The organism is Pseudomonas sp. MEJ086 (assembly GCF_030209025.1).
In the GTDB taxonomy this organism is placed as follows: domain Bacteria; phylum Pseudomonadota; class Gammaproteobacteria; order Pseudomonadales; family Pseudomonadaceae; genus Aquipseudomonas; species Aquipseudomonas fulva_A.
Genome location: NZ_JARVSV010000038.1, coordinates 100224 through 116892 on the forward strand (window position 1 = coordinate 100224; position 16669 = coordinate 116892).

Consider the following 16669-nt stretch of genomic DNA (forward strand, 5'->3'; position numbering starts at 1 on the left):
CCCCGTGAGGAGGCGTTGGTTACAGCGGCTCACCAGGCCGGACGCAAGCGCCCGGACGGGAATCAGGCGAGGTCGAAACGGTCGAGGTTCATGACCTTGGTCCAGGCAGCCACGAAGTCTTCGATGAAGCGGGCATCGGCACTGGCATAGACTTCGGCCTGGGCGCGCAGGATGGCGTTGGAGCCGAACACCAGATCGACACGCGTGCCGGTCCACTTCACCTCACCGCTTTTGCGATCGCGCCCTTCGTACAGATTGGCGTCGCCTGGCACTGCCTTCCACGCCGTACCCATGTCGAGCAGGTTGACGAAGAAGTCATTGCTCAGCGCCCCCGGCCTGTCGGTGAACACACCGTGGCCAGCACCACCCACGTTGATATTGATCGAGCGCAGGCCACCGATCAGCACGGTCAACTCAGGCGCGGTCAAGGTCAACAGCTGCGCCTTGTCGATCAGCAACGCTTCGGCGGGTACGCTGTAGCGCCCCTTGAGGTAGTTGCGGAAACCGTCGGCGATCGGCTCGAGCACGGCGAAGGATTCGACATCGGTCTGCTCCTGCGAGGCATCCGCCCGCCCGGCCGAGAACGGCACGTTGACGGCGTGACCGGCCTGGCTGGCGGCCTGCTCGATACCGGCATTACCGGCCAGCACGATCAGATCGGCCAGGCTGACCTGCTTGCCGCCGGTGGCGGTGCGGTTGAACTCGCCACGGATACCCTCGAGCGTCGCCAGAACCCCGGCCAGTTGCTCGGGCTGATTGGCAGCCCAATCCTTCTGCGGTGCGAGGCGCAGGCGTGCACCGTTGGCACCGCCGCGCTTGTCGGATCCACGGAAGGTGGACGCCGAAGCCCAGGCCGTGCCGACCAGTTCGGAGACCGACAGACCGGAGGCCAGCACGCGGGCCTTCAGCGCAGCGACGTCCGCCTCGTCGATCAGCGGGTGGTGAACAGTCGGCAGAGGATCTTGCCAGAGCAGGTCTTCCTTCGGCACTTCCGGCCCCAGATAACGCGATTTCGGACCGAGGTCACGGTGGGTCAGCTTGAACCATGCGCGAGCGAAGGCTTCGGCAAATGCCTGCGGGTTATCCAGGAAACGCCGCGAAATCTTCTCGTAAGCTGGGTCGACGCGCAGCGACAGGTCGGTGGTCAACATGGTCGGCAGACGCTTCTTCGAGGGATCATGAGCGTCGGGGATGATCGCATCGGCGCCTTTGGCCACCCACTGGTGGGCGCCCGCCGGGCTCTTGGTCAGCTCCCACTCGAACTTGAACAGGTTCTCGAAGAAGTTGTTGCTCCACTGCGCAGGCGTGGTCGTCCAGGTCACTTCCAGACCGCTGGTGATCGCATCACCGGCTTTCCCGCTACCGAACGAGCTGGCCCAACCCAGACCCTGCTCTTCGAGACCGGCGGCCTCGGGCTCGGCACCAACGTTGTCCGCAGGTCCAGCACCATGGGTCTTGCCGAAGGTGTGACCGCCAGCGATCAGCGCGACGGTCTCTTCATCATTCATGGCCATGCGCGCGAACGTCTCGCGGATGTCATGGGCTGCCGCGAGCGGATCGGGGTTACCCTCAGGGCCCTCCGGGTTGACGTAGATCAGCCCCATCTGCACGGCAGCGAGCGGATTCTCGAGGTTGCGGCCCTGGCTGTCGGTACGATCGTGCTCCTGGCCATGCAGCTCTTCATCGGCCACGACCACGCCGGTATCGTCATCACGGCCTGCAGCGCCCTTGCCGTAGCGGTTATCGCCGCCCAGCCAGGTCTTCTCGGTACCCCAATAGACGTCCTGATCCGGCTCCCAGGTGTCCTGTCGCCCACCAGCGAAGCCGAACGTACGGAAGCCCATGGTCTCCAGAGCGACGTTGCCGGTGAGCACCAACAGGTCGGCCCAGGAAATCTTCTGACCATATTTCTGCTTGATCGGCCACAGAAGGCGGCGCGACTTGTCGATGTTGACGTTATCCGGCCAGCTGTTGAGCGGTGCGAAACGCTGCTGTCCACGCCCGGCACCGCCGCGGCCGTCGCCAGTACGGTAGGTACCGGCAGCGTGCCAGGCCATACGGATGAATTGCGGACCATAGTGGCCGAAGTCAGCTGGCCACCAGTCCTGGGAGTCGGTCATCAACGCGCGCAGATCTTTTTTCAGCGCTTCGTAATCCAGCGATTGGAAGGCTTCGGCATAGTTGAACGTCTCACCCAACGGGTTAGACTTGGAGGAATGCTGGTGCAGCAGGTCGACACGCAGTTGGTTCGGCCACCAGTCGCGATTACCGGTACCACCGCCAGCGGTATGCTTCGGCGTTGTCTCGGAAGCGCTTCCCGAGAAAGGGCATTTACCTTCGGTCTTCTCACTCATCATCTATCTCCTTACCAGGCCTGATCGTTCCCGACTGAGCGGGATTGGCATTGAGTATCGACGAGCGGTAGCGAACTCTCAAATGAATAAGACCTTACAGACCGATAGTTTTTAACTAAAAATTAGGCATAAAAAAACCGGGCCTGAGCCCGGTTTTTCTTGCAACGATGCCTTACTCGGCAGCTTCTACTGCGCCGCCGACCGGACGGTCAACCAGCTCAACATAAGCCATCGGGGCATTGTCACCAGCGCGGAAACCGCACTTGAGGATACGCAGGTAACCGCCCTGACGGGTGGCGTAGCGCTTGCCCAGATCGTTGAACAGTTTGCCAACGATGGCTTTCGAACGAGTACGGTCGAACGCCAGACGACGGTTGGCAACGCTGTCTTCTTTAGCCAGGGTGATCAGCGGCTCGGCAACGCGACGCAGTTCCTTGGCTTTCGGCAGAGTAGTTTTGATCAGCTCATGCTCGAACAGCGATACCGCCATGTTTTGAAACATGGCCTTGCGGTGAGCGCTGGTGCGGCTGAGGTGACGGCCACTTTTACGATGACGCATGGTTCAATTCCTTACCAAACTTCACGTTCGGTGATGATGACGATCAGGCAGTCGCCTTATCGTCTTTCTTCAGACTTGCCGGCGGCCAGTTGTCGAGGCGCATACCGAGGGACAGACCACGGGAAGCCAGAACGTCCTTGATTTCAGTCAGGGATTTCTTGCCCAGGTTCGGCGTTTTCAACAGCTCTACTTCGGTGCGCTGGATCAGGTCACCGATGTAGTAGATGTTTTCTGCCTTGAGGCAGTTGGCCGAACGAACGGTCAGTTCCAGGTCATCAACCGGACGAAGCAGGATCGGGTCGATCTCGTCTTCCTGTTCGATTACAACAGGCTCACTGTCACCTTTGAGGTCGACGAATGCAGCCAACTGCTGTTGCAGGATGGTTGCAGCACGACGGATGGCCTCTTCAGGATCCAGGGTACCGTTGGTTTCGAGGTCGATAACCAGTTTGTCCAGGTTGGTACGCTGCTCAACACGAGCGTTTTCCACCACGTAGGACACGCGACGCACCGGGCTGAAGGAAGAGTCGAGCTGCAAGCGACCAATGCTGCGGCTCTCGTCTTCATCACTCTGGCGCGAATCAGCTGGCTCATAGCCGCGACCACGAGCTACTACGAGCTTCATGTTCAGCGCGCCATTGGAGGCCAGGTTGGCGATAACGTGGTCGCCGTTGACGATTTCAACATCATGATCCAGCTGAATATCGGCAGCGGTTACGACGCCAGAGCCCTTCTTCGCCAGAGTCAGTGTAACTTCGTCTCGACCGTGCAGCTTGATTGCCAGACCTTTAAGGTTGAGCAGGATTTCAATTACGTCTTCCTGAACACCTTCGATGGCGCTGTACTCATGGAGTACACCGTCAATCTCGGCCTCGACTACTGCACAGCCAGGCATGGAGGACAACAGGATGCGACGCAGCGCGTTGCCCAGGGTATGGCCGAAACCACGCTCGAGAGGCTCGAGAGTGATCTTGGCGCGGGTCGGACTGACCACCTGCACATCGATGTGGCGGGGGGTCAGGAACTCATTTACCGAAATCTGCATGGATGCACCTATTTTCTAGCCCTTACTTGGAGTAGAGCTCGACAATCAGGCTTTCGTTGATGTCAGCGGAGAGATCACCGCGAGCCGGGACGCTTTTGAAAACGCCAGACTTCTTCTCGGTATCTACATCTACCCATTCAACGCGGCCACGCTGGGCACACAGCTCGAGAGCTTGAACGATGCGCAGCTGATTCTTCGATTTCTCACGAACTGCAACCACGTCGCCAGCTTTAACCTGGAACGACGGTACGTTTACAGTCTTACCGTTGACGCTGATCGCTTTGTGCGAAACCAGCTGACGGGATTCGGCGCGGGTAGCACCGTAGCCCATACGGTAAACAACGTTATCCAGACGGCATTCGAGCAGTTGCAGCAGGTTCTCACCAGTAGCGCCTTTCTTGCCGGCAGCTTCTTTGTAATAACCGCTGAATTGACGCTCGAGGACGCCATAGATACGACGAACTTTTTGCTTCTCGCGCAGCTGGGTGCCGTAGTCGGACTGACGGCCACGGCGCTGGCCGTGGATACCTGGGGCTGCTTCGATGTTGCACTTCGATTCCAGAGCGCGAACGCCGCTTTTCAGGAAAAGATCTGTGCCTTCACGACGAGACAGTTTGCATTTGGGACCAATGTAACGAGCCATTTCTCACTGTCTCCTGATTACACGCGACGCTTCTTCGAAGGACGGCACCCGTTATGCGGGATGGGCGTCACATCGGTGATGCTGGCGATCTTGTAACCGCAACCGTTAAGAGCACGGACTGCGGACTCACGACCCGGACCTGGGCCCTTGACGTTTACGTCGAGGTTCTTCAGGCCGTATTCCAGCGCAGCTTGACCAGCACGCTCAGCAGCCACCTGGGCAGCGAACGGGGTGGACTTGCGAGAACCGCGGAAACCCGAACCACCGGAGGTAGCCCAGGACAGGGCGTTACCTTGACGGTCGGTAATGGTCACGATGGTGTTGTTGAAAGAAGCGTGGATGTGGGCGATGCCATCAACCACCGTCTTCTTGACTTTCTTACGAGTACGAGCAGCAGGTTTTGCCATGACTAAATTCCTGTCGATTCGCGAACGCGATTACTTGCGGATCGGCTTACGCGGGCCCTTACGGGTACGCGCGTTGGTCTTGGTACGCTGACCGCGAACCGGGAGGCCGCGACGATGACGCAGACCGCGGTAGCAGCCCAGATCCATCAAGCGCTTGATTTTCATGTTCACTTCACGGCGCAGATCACCCTCGGTATTAACCTTGGCGACTTCACCACGCAGCTGCTCGATCTGCTCGTCAGAGAGATCCTTGATCTTTGCTGCCGGGTTTACACCGGTAGCAGCACAGATTTTCTGTGCAGTAGTGCGACCGACACCAAAGATGTAGGTCAGCGAGATAACAGTGTGCTTGTTATCCGGAATGTTAACGCCTGCAATACGGGCCATTCAGTGGAACTCCAATTGACAGCTACCTACGCCCCGGAAGCCAAGAAATGGGGCGCGAGATATTATCGCTGTAGAAACAAATAATCAACCCGGCAGCGCACTAGCTGCCGGGCTTATAGCTTCGATCACACTCAGCCTTGGCGCTGTTTGTGACGCGGTTCCGCGCTGCAAATCACTCGCACAACACCTTCACGGCGAATAATTTTGCAGTTACGGCACAGCTTTTTCACCGATGCACGAACTTTCATCACCAACTCCTCGAACCTTATGGACACTTCAGCGGAGCATGCCGCTGCCGTAGCCCTTCAGGTTGGCTTTCTTCATCAGGGATTCGTACTGGTGCGAAACGAGGTGCGATTGTACTTGCGACATGAAGTCCATCACAACCACTACCACGATCAGCAACGAGGTCCCGCCAAGGTAGAACGGTACGTTGGCCGCCACCACCAGGAACTGGGGCAACAAGCATACGGCCGTCATGTACAGAGCACCGAACATGGTCAAGCGAGTCAGAACGCCATCGATATAGCGTGCGGACTGCTCACCGGGACGGATACCCGGAATAAAGGCACCGGACTTCTTCAGGTTTTCCGCTACGTCTTTCGGGTTGAACATCAGCGCTGTGTAGAAGAAGCAGAAGAAAACGATCCCTGCACTAAACAGCAAAATGTTCAACGGCTGACCAGGAGCGATAGCCTGCGAAATATCCTGCAGCCAGCCCATACCTTCGGACTGACCAAACCAGGCACCCAGCGAGGCCGGGAACAACAGAAGGCTGCTGGCGAAGATGGCCGGGATTACGCCCGCCATGTTCACCTTCAACGGCAAGTGGCTGGTCTGCGCAGCGAAGACCTTGCGGCCCTGCTGACGCTTGGCGTAGTGCACCGCAATGCGACGCTGGCCACGCTCAATGAACACCACGAAACCGATAATCGCTACTGCCAGCAAACCGATGGCGATGAGGGCGAAGATATTGATATCGCCCTGACGAGCAGACTCGAAAGACTGCCCGATCGCCGACGGCAGACCGGCTACGATGCCCGCAAAAATCAGCATCGAAATACCGTTGCCAACACCGCGCTCGGTGATTTGCTCGCCCAACCACATCATGAACATCGCACCGGCCACGAAGGTGGTGACTGCAACGAAGTGGAAGCCGAAATCGACCGAAAACGCTACACCCTGGCTCGCCAGGCCAACGGACATGCCGATAGCTTGGACGAACGCCAGGATCAAGGTGCCGTAGCGGGTGTATTGACTGATCTTGCGACGACCAGCCTCACCTTCCTTCTTCAACTGCTCCAGCTGCGGGCTGACGGCGGTCATCAGCTGCATGATGATCGATGCCGAGATGTACGGCATGATCCCCAATGCAAAGATGCTCATCCGCTCCAGCGCGCCGCCGGAAAACATGTTGAACAAGCTAAGAATGGTCCCCTCATTCTGTCGGAACAGATCAGCTAGACGATCCGGGTTAATGCCTGGAACTGGGATATGCGCACCGATTCGATAGACGATGATCGCCATGAACAGAAAGCGCAGACGAGCCCAGAGCTCGGACAACCCGCCACCAGCCAGCGCAGAGAGAGCACCTTGCTTAGCCATTTATTCCTCGAACTTACCGCCAGCTGCTTCGATAGCCGCGCGCGCACCTTTGGTGGCGGCGATACCTTTAAGGGTGACCGCACGAGTAATCTCACCGGACAGCATGACTTTCACACGCTGTACGTTTTGATTAATCAGGTTGGCATCCTTCAGCGCTTGCAGAGTAACTACGTCGCCTTCGATCTTGTTCAGCTCGGAAGTACGCACTTCTGCGCGATCCATAGCTTTCAGAGACACGAAACCGAACTTGGGAAGACGACGGTGCAGAGGCTGCTGGCCGCCTTCGAAACCCGGAGCAATGGTGCCACCGGAGCGGGAGGTCTGACCTTTGTGGCCACGGCCACCGGTCTTGCCCAAACCACTACCGATACCACGGCCCGGACGGTGCTTCTCGCGGCGGGAACCCGGCGCTGGACTCAAATCGTTCAGGTACATGGATCAACCCTCCACACGGAGAAGGTAATAAGCCTTGTTGATCATGCCGCGGTTTTCCGGAGTATCCAGAACTTCGACGGTATGATTGATGCGACGCAGGCCGAGACCCTTGACGCAGGCTTTATGATTGGCCAGACGGCCATTGGTGCTCTTGATCAGAGTCACTTTGACAGTGTTAGCCATGGTTAGAGAATCTCCTCGACACTCTTGCCACGCTTGGCTGCAACCGAATCCGGAGACTGCATAGCCTTCAGACCTTTGAAAGTGGCATGAACCACGTTCACAGGGTTGGTAGAGCCGTAGCACTTGGCCAGAACGTTCTGAACACCAGCGACTTCCAGGACGGCACGCATGGCGCCACCAGCGATGATGCCGGTACCTTCGGAAGCAGGCTGCATGTACACCTTGGAAGCGCCATGGGCGGACTTCATTGCGTACTGCAGAGTGGTGCCGTTCAGATCAACTTGGATCATGTTGCGACGAGCAGCTTCCATAGCCTTCTGGATAGCAGCCGGCACTTCACGGGACTTGCCACGGCCGAAACCTACACGACCCTTACCATCACCAACCACGGTCAACGCGGTGAAGGTGAAGATACGGCCGCCTTTAACGGTCTTGGCAACGCGGTTCACCTGAACCAGCTTCTCGATATAGCCTTCGTCGCGCTTTTGGTCGTTATTTGCCATAACTTAGAACTCCAGCCCGCCTTCACGAGCAGCATCAGCCAGCGCCTTGACGCGGCCGTGGTACTTGAAGCCAGAACGGTCGAATGCAACCTGAGTCACACCAGCGGCTTTCGCGCGCTCGGCAACCAGCTCACCAACTTTCTTGGCCGCGTCGACGTTGCCAGTGGCGCTGTCACGCAGTGCTTTGTCCAAGGTAGAGGCGCTGGCCAGAACCTTGCTGCCGTCGGCCGAGATGACCTGGGCATAGATGTGCTGCGAAGAGCGATACACGCAGAGACGCACGGCTTCGAGTTCGTGCATTTTCAGGCGTGCTTTGCGAGCGCGACGCAGACGAGTAACTTTTTTGTCGGTCATTTCCTAGCCCCTTACTTCTTCTTGGCTTCTTTACGGCGGACGACTTCGTCAGCGTAACGAACACCTTTGCCCTTGTAAGGTTCAGGACGGCGGAAGTCACGAATCTCCGCGGCAACCTGACCAACCAGCTGCTTATCGACACCCTTGATAAGGATCTCGGTCTGGTTCGGGGTTTCGGCCACAACGCCTTCCGGCAGTTGATAGTCGATAGGGTGAGAGAAGCCCAACGCCAGATTGAGGACCTGGCCCTTGGCCTGTGCCTTGTAACCAACACCGACCAGCTGGAGCTTGCGCTCGAAGCCTTGGCTTACGCCGATGACCATGTTGTTAACCAGTGCACGGGTAGTACCAGCCATCGCACGAGTCTGCTGGTCGCCGTTGCGAGCAGCGAAACGCAGCTCACCGGATTCCTGCAGAACTTCAACGGACGAGTGAACGTTCAGTTCCAGAGTGCCCTTGGCACCCTTCACCGAAAGCTGCTGACCGGCGAGTTTGATCTCTACACCAGCAGGCAGCTTGACGGGGTTCTTAGCAACGCGAGACATGCTTATCCCCCCTTAGAACACAGTGCAAAGCACTTCGCCGCCGACACCGGCAGCGCGCGCAGCGCGGTCCGTCATCACACCTTTGTTGGTGGAGACGATGGAAACACCGAGACCGCCGCGAACTTTCGGCAGATCATCGACGGATTTGTACTGGCGAAGGCCGGGACGGCTGACGCGCTTGACTTCTTCGATAACCGGACGGCCTTCGAAGTACTTCAGCTCGATGGACAGCTGCGGCTTTGCTTCGCCGCTGATCTGATAACCCGCAATATAACCTTCGTCTTTCAGAACTTTGGCTACAGCCACCTTCAGGGTAGAAGAAGGCATGCTTACGACGGACTTTTCAGCCATCTGGGCATTACGGATACGAGTTAGCATGTCCGCTAACGGGTCCTGCATACTCATGGGCTAGACGCTCCTGATACAAAAAGAATTAGCCTCTCGGCTAAGAATCACCAGAACTCACGGAAATCCGGACTCGGGCGAGCCGGGCATTCTAGAGACTGATCAAAAATGAATCAAGCCCCAAAAGGGGCTTGATGCATATTGCTTGTACGCCGGAGCTAACTCCGGCGTACGCCGCAGCGGTTTACCAGCTGGCCTTGACCAGACCTGGTACGTCGCCACGCATGGCTGCTTCACGCAGCTTGATGCGCGACAGACCGAACTTGCGGAAGACACCGTGCGGGCGGCCAGTGATACGGCAGCGGTTGCGCAGGCGCGAGGCGCTGGCATCACGGGGTTGCTTCTGCAGTGCGACCTGGGCTTCCCAACGCGCTTCCGGAGAGGTTTCCGGATTGACGATGGTAGCTTTCAGCTCAGCACGCTTTTTGGCGTACTTGGCAACCGTGCGCTGACGCTTCAGCTCGCGGTTTTTCATGCTCGTCTTGGCCATGTTCCTACTCCAATCAGTTGCGGAACGGGAATTTGAAAGCACGCAGCAGTGCGCGGCCTTCGTCATCCGTACGGGCAGTAGTGGTCAGAGTGATGTCCAGACCACGCAGCGCATCGATCTTGTCGTAATCGATTTCCGGGAAGATGATCTGCTCTTTCACGCCCATGCTGTAGTTGCCACGGCCATCGAAGGACTTGGCATTCAGGCCGCGGAAGTCACGCACGCGCGGCAGGGAGATGGACAGCAGACGATCCAGGAACTCGTACATACGCTCGCGACGCAGAGTGACCTTGACGCCGATCGGCCAGCCTTCACGAACCTTGAAACCAGCGATCGACTTGCGGGCATAAGTCACGACGACTTTCTGACCGGTGATCTTCTCGAGGTCGGCAACTGCGTGTTCGATGATTTTCTTGTCACCGATCGCTTCGCCCAGGCCCATGTTCAGGGTGATCTTGGTGATGCGCGGAACTTCCATCACGTTACCAAGCTTCAGTTCATCCTTCAGCTTGGGGGCGATTTCCTTCCGGTAAATCTCTTTCAGTCGTGCCATGGTGTTTTACCTATGATTCTCAAGCGCCAACCGGCTTCTGGGTGGACTTGAAGACACGAATTTTCTTGCCGTCTTCAACTTTGAAACCAACGCGATCAGCCTTGTTGGTTTCGCCATTGAAAATGGCAACGTTGGAAGCGTGCAGTGGCGCTTCTTTCTCGACGATACCGCCTTGAACGCCCGACATCGGGTTCGGCTTGGTATGACGCTTCACCAGGTTGATGCCACCGACGACCAGACGGTCGTCAGCGAGAACCTTGAGCACCTTACCGCGCTTACCTTTGTCTTTGCCGGCGATCACGATGATCTCGTCGTCACGACGAATCTTTTGCATGTCGGATCTCCTTAAAGCACTTCAGGGGCGAGCGAGACGATCTTCATGAACTTCTCAGTACGAAGTTCACGGGTCACTGGCCCGAAGATACGGGTACCGATCGGCTCTTGCTTGTTGTTCAGCAGAACAGCAGCGTTGCCGTCGAAGCGGATGATCGAACCATCGGCACGGCGAACGCCGTGACGGGTACGAACGACCACTGCGGTCATGACCTGACCTTTCTTCACTTTACCGCGCGGAATTGCTTCTTTGACGGTGACCTTGATGATGTCGCCGATGCCAGCGTAGCGGCGATGCGAGCCACCCAGCACCTTGATGCACATGACGCGGCGTGCACCACTGTTGTCGGCCACATCGAGCATGGATTGAGTCTGAATCATATAATTTCTCCGACCCCTAGCCCTTAGACTTCCACTGCGCGTTCGAGAACTTCAACCAGTGCCCAAGACTTGGTCTTGGCCAGCGGACGCGTTTCGGTAATCGAAACTTTGTCGCCGATCTTGCACTGATTGGTTTCGTCGTGAGCGTGCAGCTTGGTCGAACGCTTGACATATTTACCGTAGATCGGGTGCTTAACGCGACGCTCGATCAGAACGGTGATGGTCTTGTCCATCTTGTCGCTGACAACACGGCCGGTCAGCGTACGGACTGTTTTTTCGGCTTCAGCCATGATCACTTACCTGCCTGCTGGTTGAGCACAGTTTTCACACGAGCGATGTCGCGTTTAACTTGCGAGAGCAGGTGAGACTGCCCCAACTGGCCAGTTGCTTTCTGCATACGCAGATTGAACTGGTCGCGCAGCAGGCCGAGCAGTTGCTCGTTCAGCTGCTGTGCTGATTTTTCACGAAGTTCATTCGCTTTCATCACATCACCGTCCGCTTAACAAAAGTGGTGGCGAGCGGCAGCTTTGCAGCAGCCAGGGCGAAAGCCTCACGCGCCAACTCTTCGGAAACGCCTTCGATCTCATACAGGACTTTGCCTGGCTGGATCTGGGCTACCCAATACTCGACGCTACCCTTCCCTTTACCCATCCGCACTTCGAGAGGCTTCTTGGTAACAGGCTTGTCAGGGAACACGCGAATCCAGATCTTCCCGCCACGCTTAACGTGACGAGTCAGAGCACGACGAGCGGACTCGATCTGACGGGCGGTGAGACGACCGCGGGCAACAGACTTCAGCGCGAACTCGCCGAAGCTGACTTTGCTACCGCGTTGAGCCAAGCCACGGTTGTGGCCGGTCATCTGCTTGCGGAACTTCGTACGCTTTGGTTGCAACATGTGGCGTACCCCTTACTTAGCAGCTTTTTTACGAGGCGCAGGTGCTTGCGGTTTCAGTTCTTCCTTGAGGCCACCGATGACCTCACCTTTGAAGATCCAAACCTTGACACCGATCACACCATAAGTGGTGTGCGCTTCGTACGTGGCATAGTCGATATCGGCACGCAGGGTGTGCAACGGCACACGACCTTCGCGATACCATTCGGTACGTGCGATTTCCGCACCACCAAGACGACCGCTCACCTGGATTTTGATGCCCTTGGCACCAATACGCATGGCGTTCTGTACAGCGCGCTTCATGGCGCGACGGAACATCACACGACGCTCCAGCTGCTGAGCTACGCTCTGCGCAACCAGCATACCGTCGAGCTCCGGTTTACGGATCTCTTCGATATTGATGTGCACAGGCACACCCATTTGCTTGGTCAGGTCCTGACGCAGCTTCTCAACATCCTCACCTTTCTTCCCGATAACGATACCTGGACGAGCGGTGTGGATGGTGATGCGTGCGGTTTGGGCCGGGCGAGCGATGTCGACACGGCTTACGGACGCGCTTTTTAGTTTGTCGAGGAGATATGCACGCACCTTCAGATCAGCGAACAGGTAGTCCGCATAAGTCCGGCCGTCTGCATACCAGACGGAGGTGTGTTCCTTGACGATTCCCAGGCGTATGCCAGTGGGATGTACTTTCTGACCCATCTGATCGACTCCGTTACTTGTCCGCAACCTTGACAGTGATATGGCAAGACCGCTTGACGATGCGATCAGCGCGGCCTTTGGCACGCGGCATGATGCGCTTAAGCGAACGCCCCTCGTTGACGAAAACGGTGCTGACCTTCAGGTCATCAACGTCTGCGCCTTCGTTGTGCTCGGCGTTGGCTACAGCCGACTCCAGCACTTTCTTGATGATTTCAGCGGCTTTCTTACTGCTGAAAGCCAGCAGGTTGAGCGCTTCGCCCACCTTCTTCCCGCGAATCTGGTCGGCGACCAAGCGGGCTTTCTGGGCGGAGATGCGAGCGCCCGACAACTTAGCGGCTACTTCCATTTCCTTACCCCTTAACGCTTGGCTTTCTTGTCAGCCACGTGCCCACGATAGGTACGGGTGCCGGCAAATTCGCCCAGTTTGTGGCCGACCATGTCTTCGTTCACGAGAACTGGGACGTGTTGACGACCGTTATGCACGGCGATGGTCAGACCGACCATCTGCGGCAGAATCATCGAACGGCGCGACCAGGTTTTCACCGGCTTGCGATCGTTCTTTTCTGCTGCCACTTCGACCTTCTTCAGTAGGTGAAGATCGATAAAAGGACCTTTTTTCAGAGAACGTGGCACTGTCGTATCCCTCTAGTTACTTGCGACGACGGACGATCATGTTGTCGGTGCGTTTGTTACCACGAGTCTTCGCGCCCTTAGTCGGGAAGCCCCATGGAGACACCGGATGACGACCACCAGAGGTACGACCTTCACCACCACCGTGTGGGTGGTCGACCGGGTTCATGGCAACACCACGAACGGTCGGGCGAACGCCACGCCAGCGTTTGGCACCAGCTTTACCCAGCGAACGTAGGCTGTGCTCGGAGTTCGAGACTTCACCCAGGGTCGCGCGGCATTCGGCCAGCACTTTACGCATTTCACCGCTGCGCAGACGCAGGGTGACGTAGACGCCTTCACGAGCGATCAGCTGAGCCGAAGCACCAGCGGAACGAGCGATTTGAGCACCTTTGCCCGGCTTCAGCTCGATACCGTGAACGGTCGAACCAACCGGAATGTTACGCAGCGGCAGGCTGTTACCAGCCTTGATCGGCGCCATCGAACCAGCAACCAGCTGATCGCCGGCGCTCACACCTTTCGGTGCGATGATGTAACGACGCTCACCATCTGCATATTTCAGCAGAGCGATGTGCGCGGTACGGTTCGGGTCATATTCAACGCGCTCGACAGTGGCTGGAATGCCATCTTTGTCGTTGCGACGGAAATCGACCAGACGATAGTGCTGCTTGTGACCACCACCGATATGACGGGTAGTGATACGGCCGTTGTTGTTACGACCGCCAGTCTTCGACTTCTTCTCGAGCAGTGGAGCATGAGGAGCGCCTTTGTGCAGCTCCTGATTGACCACCTTGACCACAAAACGGCGGCCCGGGGAAGTCGGTTTGCATTTAACGATTGCCATGATGCACCCCTTCCTTACTCAGCACTGCTGGTGGCGAAATCGAGATCCTGGCCTGGCTGAAGGGAGATGATCGCCTTCTTCCAGTCGTTACGCTTGCCCAGACCGCGAGCGGTGCGCTTGCTCTTACCCAGAACGTTCTGAGTAGTGACATGCTGAACCTTCACGCTGAACAGGCTTTCGACGGCCTTCTTGATTTCCAGCTTGGTTGCGTCAGTTGCAACCTTGAAAACGAACTGGCTTTTCTTGTCTGCCAGAGTCGTGGCCTTCTCGGAGATGTGCGGGCCAAGCAGCACTTTGAATACGCGTTCCTGGTTCATCCCAGCAGCTCCTCGAATTTCTTCACGGCAGAAACGGTGACCAGCACCTTTTCATACGCGATCAGACTGACCGGATCGGAACCCTGCACGTCACGAACGTCGACGTGTGGCAGGTTGCGAGCAGCCAGGTACAGATTTTGATCAACGGCATCGGACACGATCAGAACGTCAGTCAGACCCATGTCGTTCAGCTTGCCCAGCAGTTCTTTGGTTTTCGGAGCTTCGACAGCGAAGTCTTCGACCACTACCAGACGGTCGCTACGGACCAGCTCAGCAAGAATCGAACGGATCGCTGCGCGATACATCTTCTTGTTCAGCTTCTGATCATGGTTCTGCGGACGAGCTGCGAAGGTCACACCACCGCCACGCCAGATCGGGCCACGAGTGGTACCAGCACGCGCACGGCCAGTACCCTTCTGACGCCACGGGCGCTTGCCGCCACCGGAAACGTCGGAACGAGTCTTCTGCTGTTTGCTGCCCTGACGGCCGCCAGCCATGTAGGCTACGACTGCTTGGTGAACCAGGGTCTCGTTGTAGTCGCCACCGAAAGTCGCATCAGAGACTTCGATCGCTTGAGCGCCATTTACATTTAATTGCATGTCAGCTTCCCCTTAACCGCGAGCCTTGGCAGCCGGACGTACAACCAGGTTGCCGCCAGTAGCGCCAGGAACGGCACCCTTGACCAGCAGCAGGTTGCGTTCAGCATCCACGCGCACTACTTCCAGGGACTGCACAGTCACGCGCTCAGCACCCATGTGACCGGACATTTTCTTGCCCTTGAAGACACGACCCGGAGTCTGGCACTGGCCAATCGAACCCGGAACGCGGTGGGACACGGAGTTACCGTGGGTATTGTCTTGGCCGCGGAAGTTCCAACGCTTGATGGTACCGGCAAAGCCTTTACCTTTGGACTGACCGGTCACGTCGACCAGTTGACCAGCTTGGAAGATTTCAGCGTTGATCAGATCGCCAGCCTGGTAGTCGCCTTCTTCAAGACGGAATTCCAGAACGGTACGACCTGCCGCGACGTTCGCCTTGGCGAAGTGACCGGCTTGAGCCTTGCTGACACGAGAAACGCGACGCTCACCCACAGTGACTTGCACTGCGCGATAGCCATCGGACTCTTCAGTTTTAAACTGGGTGACGCGATTCGGTTCGATCTCGATGACCGTAACCGGAATGGAGACACCTTCTTCGGTGAAAATACGGGTCATGCCGCATTTACGACCGACTACACCAATAGTCATGTTGTAACCTCATGAGTGTACGGGGCTTTCACCCGCTATGGCCGCCCATTTCAGAGCGTTACACGACTAAAACCGCCAGGTTTTAGCCGAGGCTGATCTGCACTTCCACGCCAGCCGCAAGATCGAGCTTCATAAGAGCATCAACGGTTTTATCCGTTGGCTGGACGATGTCCAGTACGCGCTTATGAGTACGGATTTCGAACTGATCGCGCGCGTCTTTGTTGACGTGTGGCGAAGTCAGAACGGTGAACCGCTCTTTGCGAGTTGGCAGAGGAATCGGACCACGCACCTGAGCACCAGTACGTTTCGCGGTTTCCACGATTTCCTGGGTTGATTGATCGATCAGGCGATGGTCAAAAGCCTTCAACCGTATACGGATTTGTTGGTTTTGCATTTTGACCTCAGATTCCAAGCTGCGAGTCCCTGTCAACGGGCGCAATACGCCCGTTAAAAGGAGGCGTGATTCTATAGACGACCCTAGAGGGTGTCAACCCGGTTAGAAAATAACCAATGAAGATAGCGCCCATAAAAAAGCCCCCGCATTGCGGGGGCTCTTTTTGAATCAGATCAGACGATTACTCGACGATCTTGGCAACCACGCCAGCACCAACGGTACGACCACCTTCGCGAATTGCGAAGCGCAGGCCGTCTTCCATCGCGATCGGCTTGATCAGGGTGACAACCATTTTGATGTTGTCGCCCGGCATTACCATCTCAACGCCTTCCGGCAGTTCGCACGAACCGGTCACGTCAGTGGTACGGAAGTAGAACTGAGGACGGTAGCCTTTGAAGAACGGAGTGTGACGACCACCTTCTTCTTTGGACAGAACGTACACTTCAGCTTCGAACTTGG

30 protein-coding genes are annotated in these 16669 nt (G+C 57.0%); all 30 read right to left on the reverse strand.

Annotated features, from left to right (window positions below; genetic code table 11):
* Positions 1–62: 62 nt before the first annotated feature.
* Entirely contained in the window at positions 63–2357 is a 2295-nt protein-coding gene (gene katG, locus QRN22_RS23090; RefSeq protein WP_042552929.1) for a catalase/peroxidase HPI, read from the reverse strand.
* 169 nt (positions 2358–2526) lie between these two features.
* Positions 2527–2913: a 50S ribosomal protein L17 gene (gene rplQ / locus QRN22_RS23095; RefSeq protein ID WP_042552930.1), complete on the reverse strand. Its 387-nt coding sequence runs from the start codon at positions 2911–2913 to the stop codon at positions 2527–2529.
* Between the two features lie 43 nt (positions 2914–2956).
* A complete protein-coding gene (locus QRN22_RS23100; RefSeq protein ID WP_042552931.1) occupies positions 2957–3958 on the reverse strand; it encodes a DNA-directed RNA polymerase subunit alpha in 1002 nt (333 codons plus the stop codon).
* A 22-nt stretch (positions 3959–3980) separates the two neighbouring features.
* On the reverse strand, positions 3981–4601 hold the full coding sequence (rpsD, locus tag QRN22_RS23105; protein WP_042552932.1) for a 30S ribosomal protein S4: 621 nt from the start codon (positions 4599–4601) through the stop codon (positions 3981–3983).
* Between the two features lie 17 nt (positions 4602–4618).
* Positions 4619–5008, reverse strand: coding sequence for a 30S ribosomal protein S11 (gene rpsK, locus QRN22_RS23110; RefSeq protein WP_013789773.1), 390 nt, complete (start codon positions 5006–5008; stop codon positions 4619–4621).
* A gap of 30 nt (positions 5009–5038) precedes the next feature.
* Complete coding sequence (rpsM, locus tag QRN22_RS23115) at positions 5039–5395, reverse strand: 30S ribosomal protein S13 (RefSeq protein ID WP_010487012.1); 357 nt, start codon at positions 5393–5395, stop codon at positions 5039–5041.
* Positions 5396–5526: 131 nt separating this feature from the next.
* Entirely contained in the window at positions 5527–5643 is a 117-nt protein-coding gene (gene rpmJ, locus QRN22_RS23120) for a 50S ribosomal protein L36 (RefSeq protein ID WP_002555468.1), read from the reverse strand.
* Positions 5644–5671: 28 nt separating this feature from the next.
* Positions 5672–7000 (reverse strand): preprotein translocase subunit SecY, encoded by a 1329-nt coding sequence (gene secY, locus QRN22_RS23125; RefSeq protein WP_042552933.1) that lies wholly within the window; start codon positions 6998–7000, stop codon positions 5672–5674.
* Positions 7001–7435 (reverse strand): 50S ribosomal protein L15, encoded by a 435-nt coding sequence (gene rplO, locus QRN22_RS23130; protein ID WP_013789770.1) that lies wholly within the window; start codon positions 7433–7435, stop codon positions 7001–7003.
* Positions 7436–7438: 3 nt separating this feature from the next.
* A complete protein-coding gene (gene rpmD, locus QRN22_RS23135; RefSeq protein ID WP_013789769.1) occupies positions 7439–7618 on the reverse strand; it encodes a 50S ribosomal protein L30 in 180 nt (59 codons plus the stop codon).
* A 2-nt stretch (positions 7619–7620) separates the two neighbouring features.
* Entirely contained in the window at positions 7621–8121 is a 501-nt protein-coding gene (gene rpsE / locus QRN22_RS23140) for a 30S ribosomal protein S5 (protein ID WP_013789768.1), read from the reverse strand.
* Between the two features lie 3 nt (positions 8122–8124).
* Complete coding sequence (gene rplR / locus QRN22_RS23145) at positions 8125–8475, reverse strand: 50S ribosomal protein L18 (protein ID WP_042552934.1); 351 nt, start codon at positions 8473–8475, stop codon at positions 8125–8127.
* An 11-nt stretch (positions 8476–8486) separates the two neighbouring features.
* Entirely contained in the window at positions 8487–9020 is a 534-nt protein-coding gene (rplF, locus tag QRN22_RS23150; RefSeq protein ID WP_042552935.1) for a 50S ribosomal protein L6, read from the reverse strand.
* 12 nt (positions 9021–9032) lie between these two features.
* Positions 9033–9425, reverse strand: coding sequence for a 30S ribosomal protein S8 (rpsH, locus tag QRN22_RS23155; RefSeq protein WP_013789766.1), 393 nt, complete (start codon positions 9423–9425; stop codon positions 9033–9035).
* A 184-nt stretch (positions 9426–9609) separates the two neighbouring features.
* The gene (gene rpsN / locus QRN22_RS23160; protein WP_042552936.1) at positions 9610–9915 is read right to left on the reverse strand and encodes a 30S ribosomal protein S14; all 306 of its coding nucleotides are present in this window, start codon (positions 9913–9915) and stop codon (positions 9610–9612) included.
* A 13-nt stretch (positions 9916–9928) separates the two neighbouring features.
* Entirely contained in the window at positions 9929–10468 is a 540-nt protein-coding gene (gene rplE, locus QRN22_RS23165; RefSeq protein ID WP_042552937.1) for a 50S ribosomal protein L5, read from the reverse strand.
* 19 nt (positions 10469–10487) lie between these two features.
* A complete protein-coding gene (rplX, locus tag QRN22_RS23170) occupies positions 10488–10802 on the reverse strand; it encodes a 50S ribosomal protein L24 (RefSeq protein ID WP_042552938.1) in 315 nt (104 codons plus the stop codon).
* Positions 10803–10813: 11 nt separating this feature from the next.
* The gene (rplN, locus tag QRN22_RS23175; protein WP_002555479.1) at positions 10814–11182 is read right to left on the reverse strand and encodes a 50S ribosomal protein L14; all 369 of its coding nucleotides are present in this window, start codon (positions 11180–11182) and stop codon (positions 10814–10816) included.
* Between the two features lie 23 nt (positions 11183–11205).
* Positions 11206–11472: a 30S ribosomal protein S17 gene (rpsQ, locus tag QRN22_RS23180; protein ID WP_023534981.1), complete on the reverse strand. Its 267-nt coding sequence runs from the start codon at positions 11470–11472 to the stop codon at positions 11206–11208.
* 2 nt (positions 11473–11474) lie between these two features.
* Entirely contained in the window at positions 11475–11666 is a 192-nt protein-coding gene (gene rpmC, locus QRN22_RS23185; protein WP_002555481.1) for a 50S ribosomal protein L29, read from the reverse strand.
* On the reverse strand, positions 11666–12079 hold the full coding sequence (gene rplP, locus QRN22_RS23190; protein ID WP_042552939.1) for a 50S ribosomal protein L16: 414 nt from the start codon (positions 12077–12079) through the stop codon (positions 11666–11668). The genes rpmC and rplP overlap by 1 nt, the downstream gene beginning before the upstream one ends.
* Before the next feature lie 12 nt (positions 12080–12091).
* Positions 12092–12778, reverse strand: coding sequence for a 30S ribosomal protein S3 (gene rpsC / locus QRN22_RS23195; protein WP_042552940.1), 687 nt, complete (start codon positions 12776–12778; stop codon positions 12092–12094).
* Positions 12779–12791: 13 nt separating this feature from the next.
* Positions 12792–13124, reverse strand: a complete 333-nt coding sequence (gene rplV / locus QRN22_RS23200) for a 50S ribosomal protein L22 (protein ID WP_003210077.1) — start codon at positions 13122–13124, stop codon at positions 12792–12794.
* An 11-nt stretch (positions 13125–13135) separates the two neighbouring features.
* Positions 13136–13411 (reverse strand): 30S ribosomal protein S19, encoded by a 276-nt coding sequence (rpsS, locus tag QRN22_RS23205; RefSeq protein WP_013789761.1) that lies wholly within the window; start codon positions 13409–13411, stop codon positions 13136–13138.
* A gap of 16 nt (positions 13412–13427) precedes the next feature.
* The gene (rplB, locus tag QRN22_RS23210; RefSeq protein ID WP_042552941.1) at positions 13428–14252 is read right to left on the reverse strand and encodes a 50S ribosomal protein L2; all 825 of its coding nucleotides are present in this window, start codon (positions 14250–14252) and stop codon (positions 13428–13430) included.
* A 14-nt stretch (positions 14253–14266) separates the two neighbouring features.
* Complete coding sequence (gene rplW, locus QRN22_RS23215) at positions 14267–14569, reverse strand: 50S ribosomal protein L23 (RefSeq protein WP_013789759.1); 303 nt, start codon at positions 14567–14569, stop codon at positions 14267–14269.
* Positions 14566–15168: a 50S ribosomal protein L4 gene (rplD, locus tag QRN22_RS23220; RefSeq protein ID WP_042552942.1), complete on the reverse strand. Its 603-nt coding sequence runs from the start codon at positions 15166–15168 to the stop codon at positions 14566–14568. The genes rplW and rplD overlap by 4 nt, the downstream gene beginning before the upstream one ends.
* Positions 15169–15180: 12 nt before the next feature.
* Entirely contained in the window at positions 15181–15816 is a 636-nt protein-coding gene (gene rplC, locus QRN22_RS23225) for a 50S ribosomal protein L3 (RefSeq protein ID WP_013789757.1), read from the reverse strand.
* A gap of 82 nt (positions 15817–15898) precedes the next feature.
* A complete protein-coding gene (rpsJ, locus tag QRN22_RS23230; RefSeq protein WP_010486970.1) occupies positions 15899–16210 on the reverse strand; it encodes a 30S ribosomal protein S10 in 312 nt (103 codons plus the stop codon).
* A 181-nt stretch (positions 16211–16391) separates the two neighbouring features.
* The coding region (locus QRN22_RS23235) for an EF-Tu C-terminal domain-related protein (protein WP_502945154.1) at positions 16392–16669 on the reverse strand (278 nt) is incomplete at its 5' end.

Bases quoted from the DNA above. Each gene is read 5' to 3' on its own strand.
- katG (WP_042552929.1), bottom strand. From the start codon at position 2,357: ATGATGAGTGAGAAGACCGAAGGTAAATGCCCTTTCTCGGGAAGCGCT.
- rplQ (WP_042552930.1), bottom strand. From the start codon at position 2,913: ATGCGTCATCGTAAAAGTGGCCGTCACCTCAGCCGCACCAGCGCTCAC.
- QRN22_RS23100 (WP_042552931.1), bottom strand. From the start codon at position 3,958: ATGCAGATTTCGGTAAATGAGTTCCTGACCCCCCGCCACATCGATGTG.
- rpsD (WP_042552932.1), bottom strand. From the start codon at position 4,601: ATGGCTCGTTACATTGGTCCCAAATGCAAACTGTCTCGTCGTGAAGGC.
- rpsK (WP_013789773.1), bottom strand. From the start codon at position 5,008: ATGGCAAAACCTGCTGCTCGTACTCGTAAGAAAGTCAAGAAGACGGTG.
- rpsM (WP_010487012.1), bottom strand. From the start codon at position 5,395: ATGGCCCGTATTGCAGGCGTTAACATTCCGGATAACAAGCACACTGTT.
- rpmJ (WP_002555468.1), bottom strand. From the start codon at position 5,643: ATGAAAGTTCGTGCATCGGTGAAAAAGCTGTGCCGTAACTGCAAAATT.
- secY (WP_042552933.1), bottom strand. From the start codon at position 7,000: ATGGCTAAGCAAGGTGCTCTCTCTGCGCTGGCTGGTGGCGGGTTGTCC.
- rplO (WP_013789770.1), bottom strand. From the start codon at position 7,435: ATGTACCTGAACGATTTGAGTCCAGCGCCGGGTTCCCGCCGCGAGAAG.
- rpmD (WP_013789769.1), bottom strand. From the start codon at position 7,618: ATGGCTAACACTGTCAAAGTGACTCTGATCAAGAGCACCAATGGCCGT.
- rpsE (WP_013789768.1), bottom strand. From the start codon at position 8,121: ATGGCAAATAACGACCAAAAGCGCGACGAAGGCTATATCGAGAAGCTG.
- rplR (WP_042552934.1), bottom strand. From the start codon at position 8,475: ATGACCGACAAAAAAGTTACTCGTCTGCGTCGCGCTCGCAAAGCACGC.
- rplF (WP_042552935.1), bottom strand. From the start codon at position 9,020: ATGTCTCGCGTTGCTAAGAACCCCGTCAAGCTGCCTGCTGGTGTAGAG.
- rpsH (WP_013789766.1), bottom strand. From the start codon at position 9,425: ATGAGTATGCAGGACCCGTTAGCGGACATGCTAACTCGTATCCGTAAT.
- rpsN (WP_042552936.1), bottom strand. From the start codon at position 9,915: ATGGCCAAGACGAGCATGAAAAACCGCGAGCTGAAGCGTCAGCGCACG.
- rplE (WP_042552937.1), bottom strand. From the start codon at position 10,468: ATGGCACGACTGAAAGAGATTTACCGGAAGGAAATCGCCCCCAAGCTG.
- rplX (WP_042552938.1), bottom strand. From the start codon at position 10,802: ATGCAAAAGATTCGTCGTGACGACGAGATCATCGTGATCGCCGGCAAA.
- rplN (WP_002555479.1), bottom strand. From the start codon at position 11,182: ATGATTCAGACTCAATCCATGCTCGATGTGGCCGACAACAGTGGTGCA.
- rpsQ (WP_023534981.1), bottom strand. From the start codon at position 11,472: ATGGCTGAAGCCGAAAAAACAGTCCGTACGCTGACCGGCCGTGTTGTC.
- rpmC (WP_002555481.1), bottom strand. From the start codon at position 11,666: ATGAAAGCGAATGAACTTCGTGAAAAATCAGCACAGCAGCTGAACGAG.
- rplP (WP_042552939.1), bottom strand. From the start codon at position 12,079: ATGTTGCAACCAAAGCGTACGAAGTTCCGCAAGCAGATGACCGGCCAC.
- rpsC (WP_042552940.1), bottom strand. From the start codon at position 12,778: ATGGGTCAGAAAGTACATCCCACTGGCATACGCCTGGGAATCGTCAAG.
- rplV (WP_003210077.1), bottom strand. From the start codon at position 13,124: ATGGAAGTAGCCGCTAAGTTGTCGGGCGCTCGCATCTCCGCCCAGAAA.
- rplB (WP_042552941.1), bottom strand. From the start codon at position 14,252: ATGGCAATCGTTAAATGCAAACCGACTTCCCCGGGCCGCCGTTTTGTG.
- rplW (WP_013789759.1), bottom strand. From the start codon at position 14,569: ATGAACCAGGAACGCGTATTCAAAGTGCTGCTTGGCCCGCACATCTCC.
- rplD (WP_042552942.1), bottom strand. From the start codon at position 15,168: ATGCAATTAAATGTAAATGGCGCTCAAGCGATCGAAGTCTCTGATGCG.
- rplC (WP_013789757.1), bottom strand. From the start codon at position 15,816: ATGACTATTGGTGTAGTCGGTCGTAAATGCGGCATGACCCGTATTTTC.
- rpsJ (WP_010486970.1), bottom strand. From the start codon at position 16,210: ATGCAAAACCAACAAATCCGTATACGGTTGAAGGCTTTTGACCATCGC.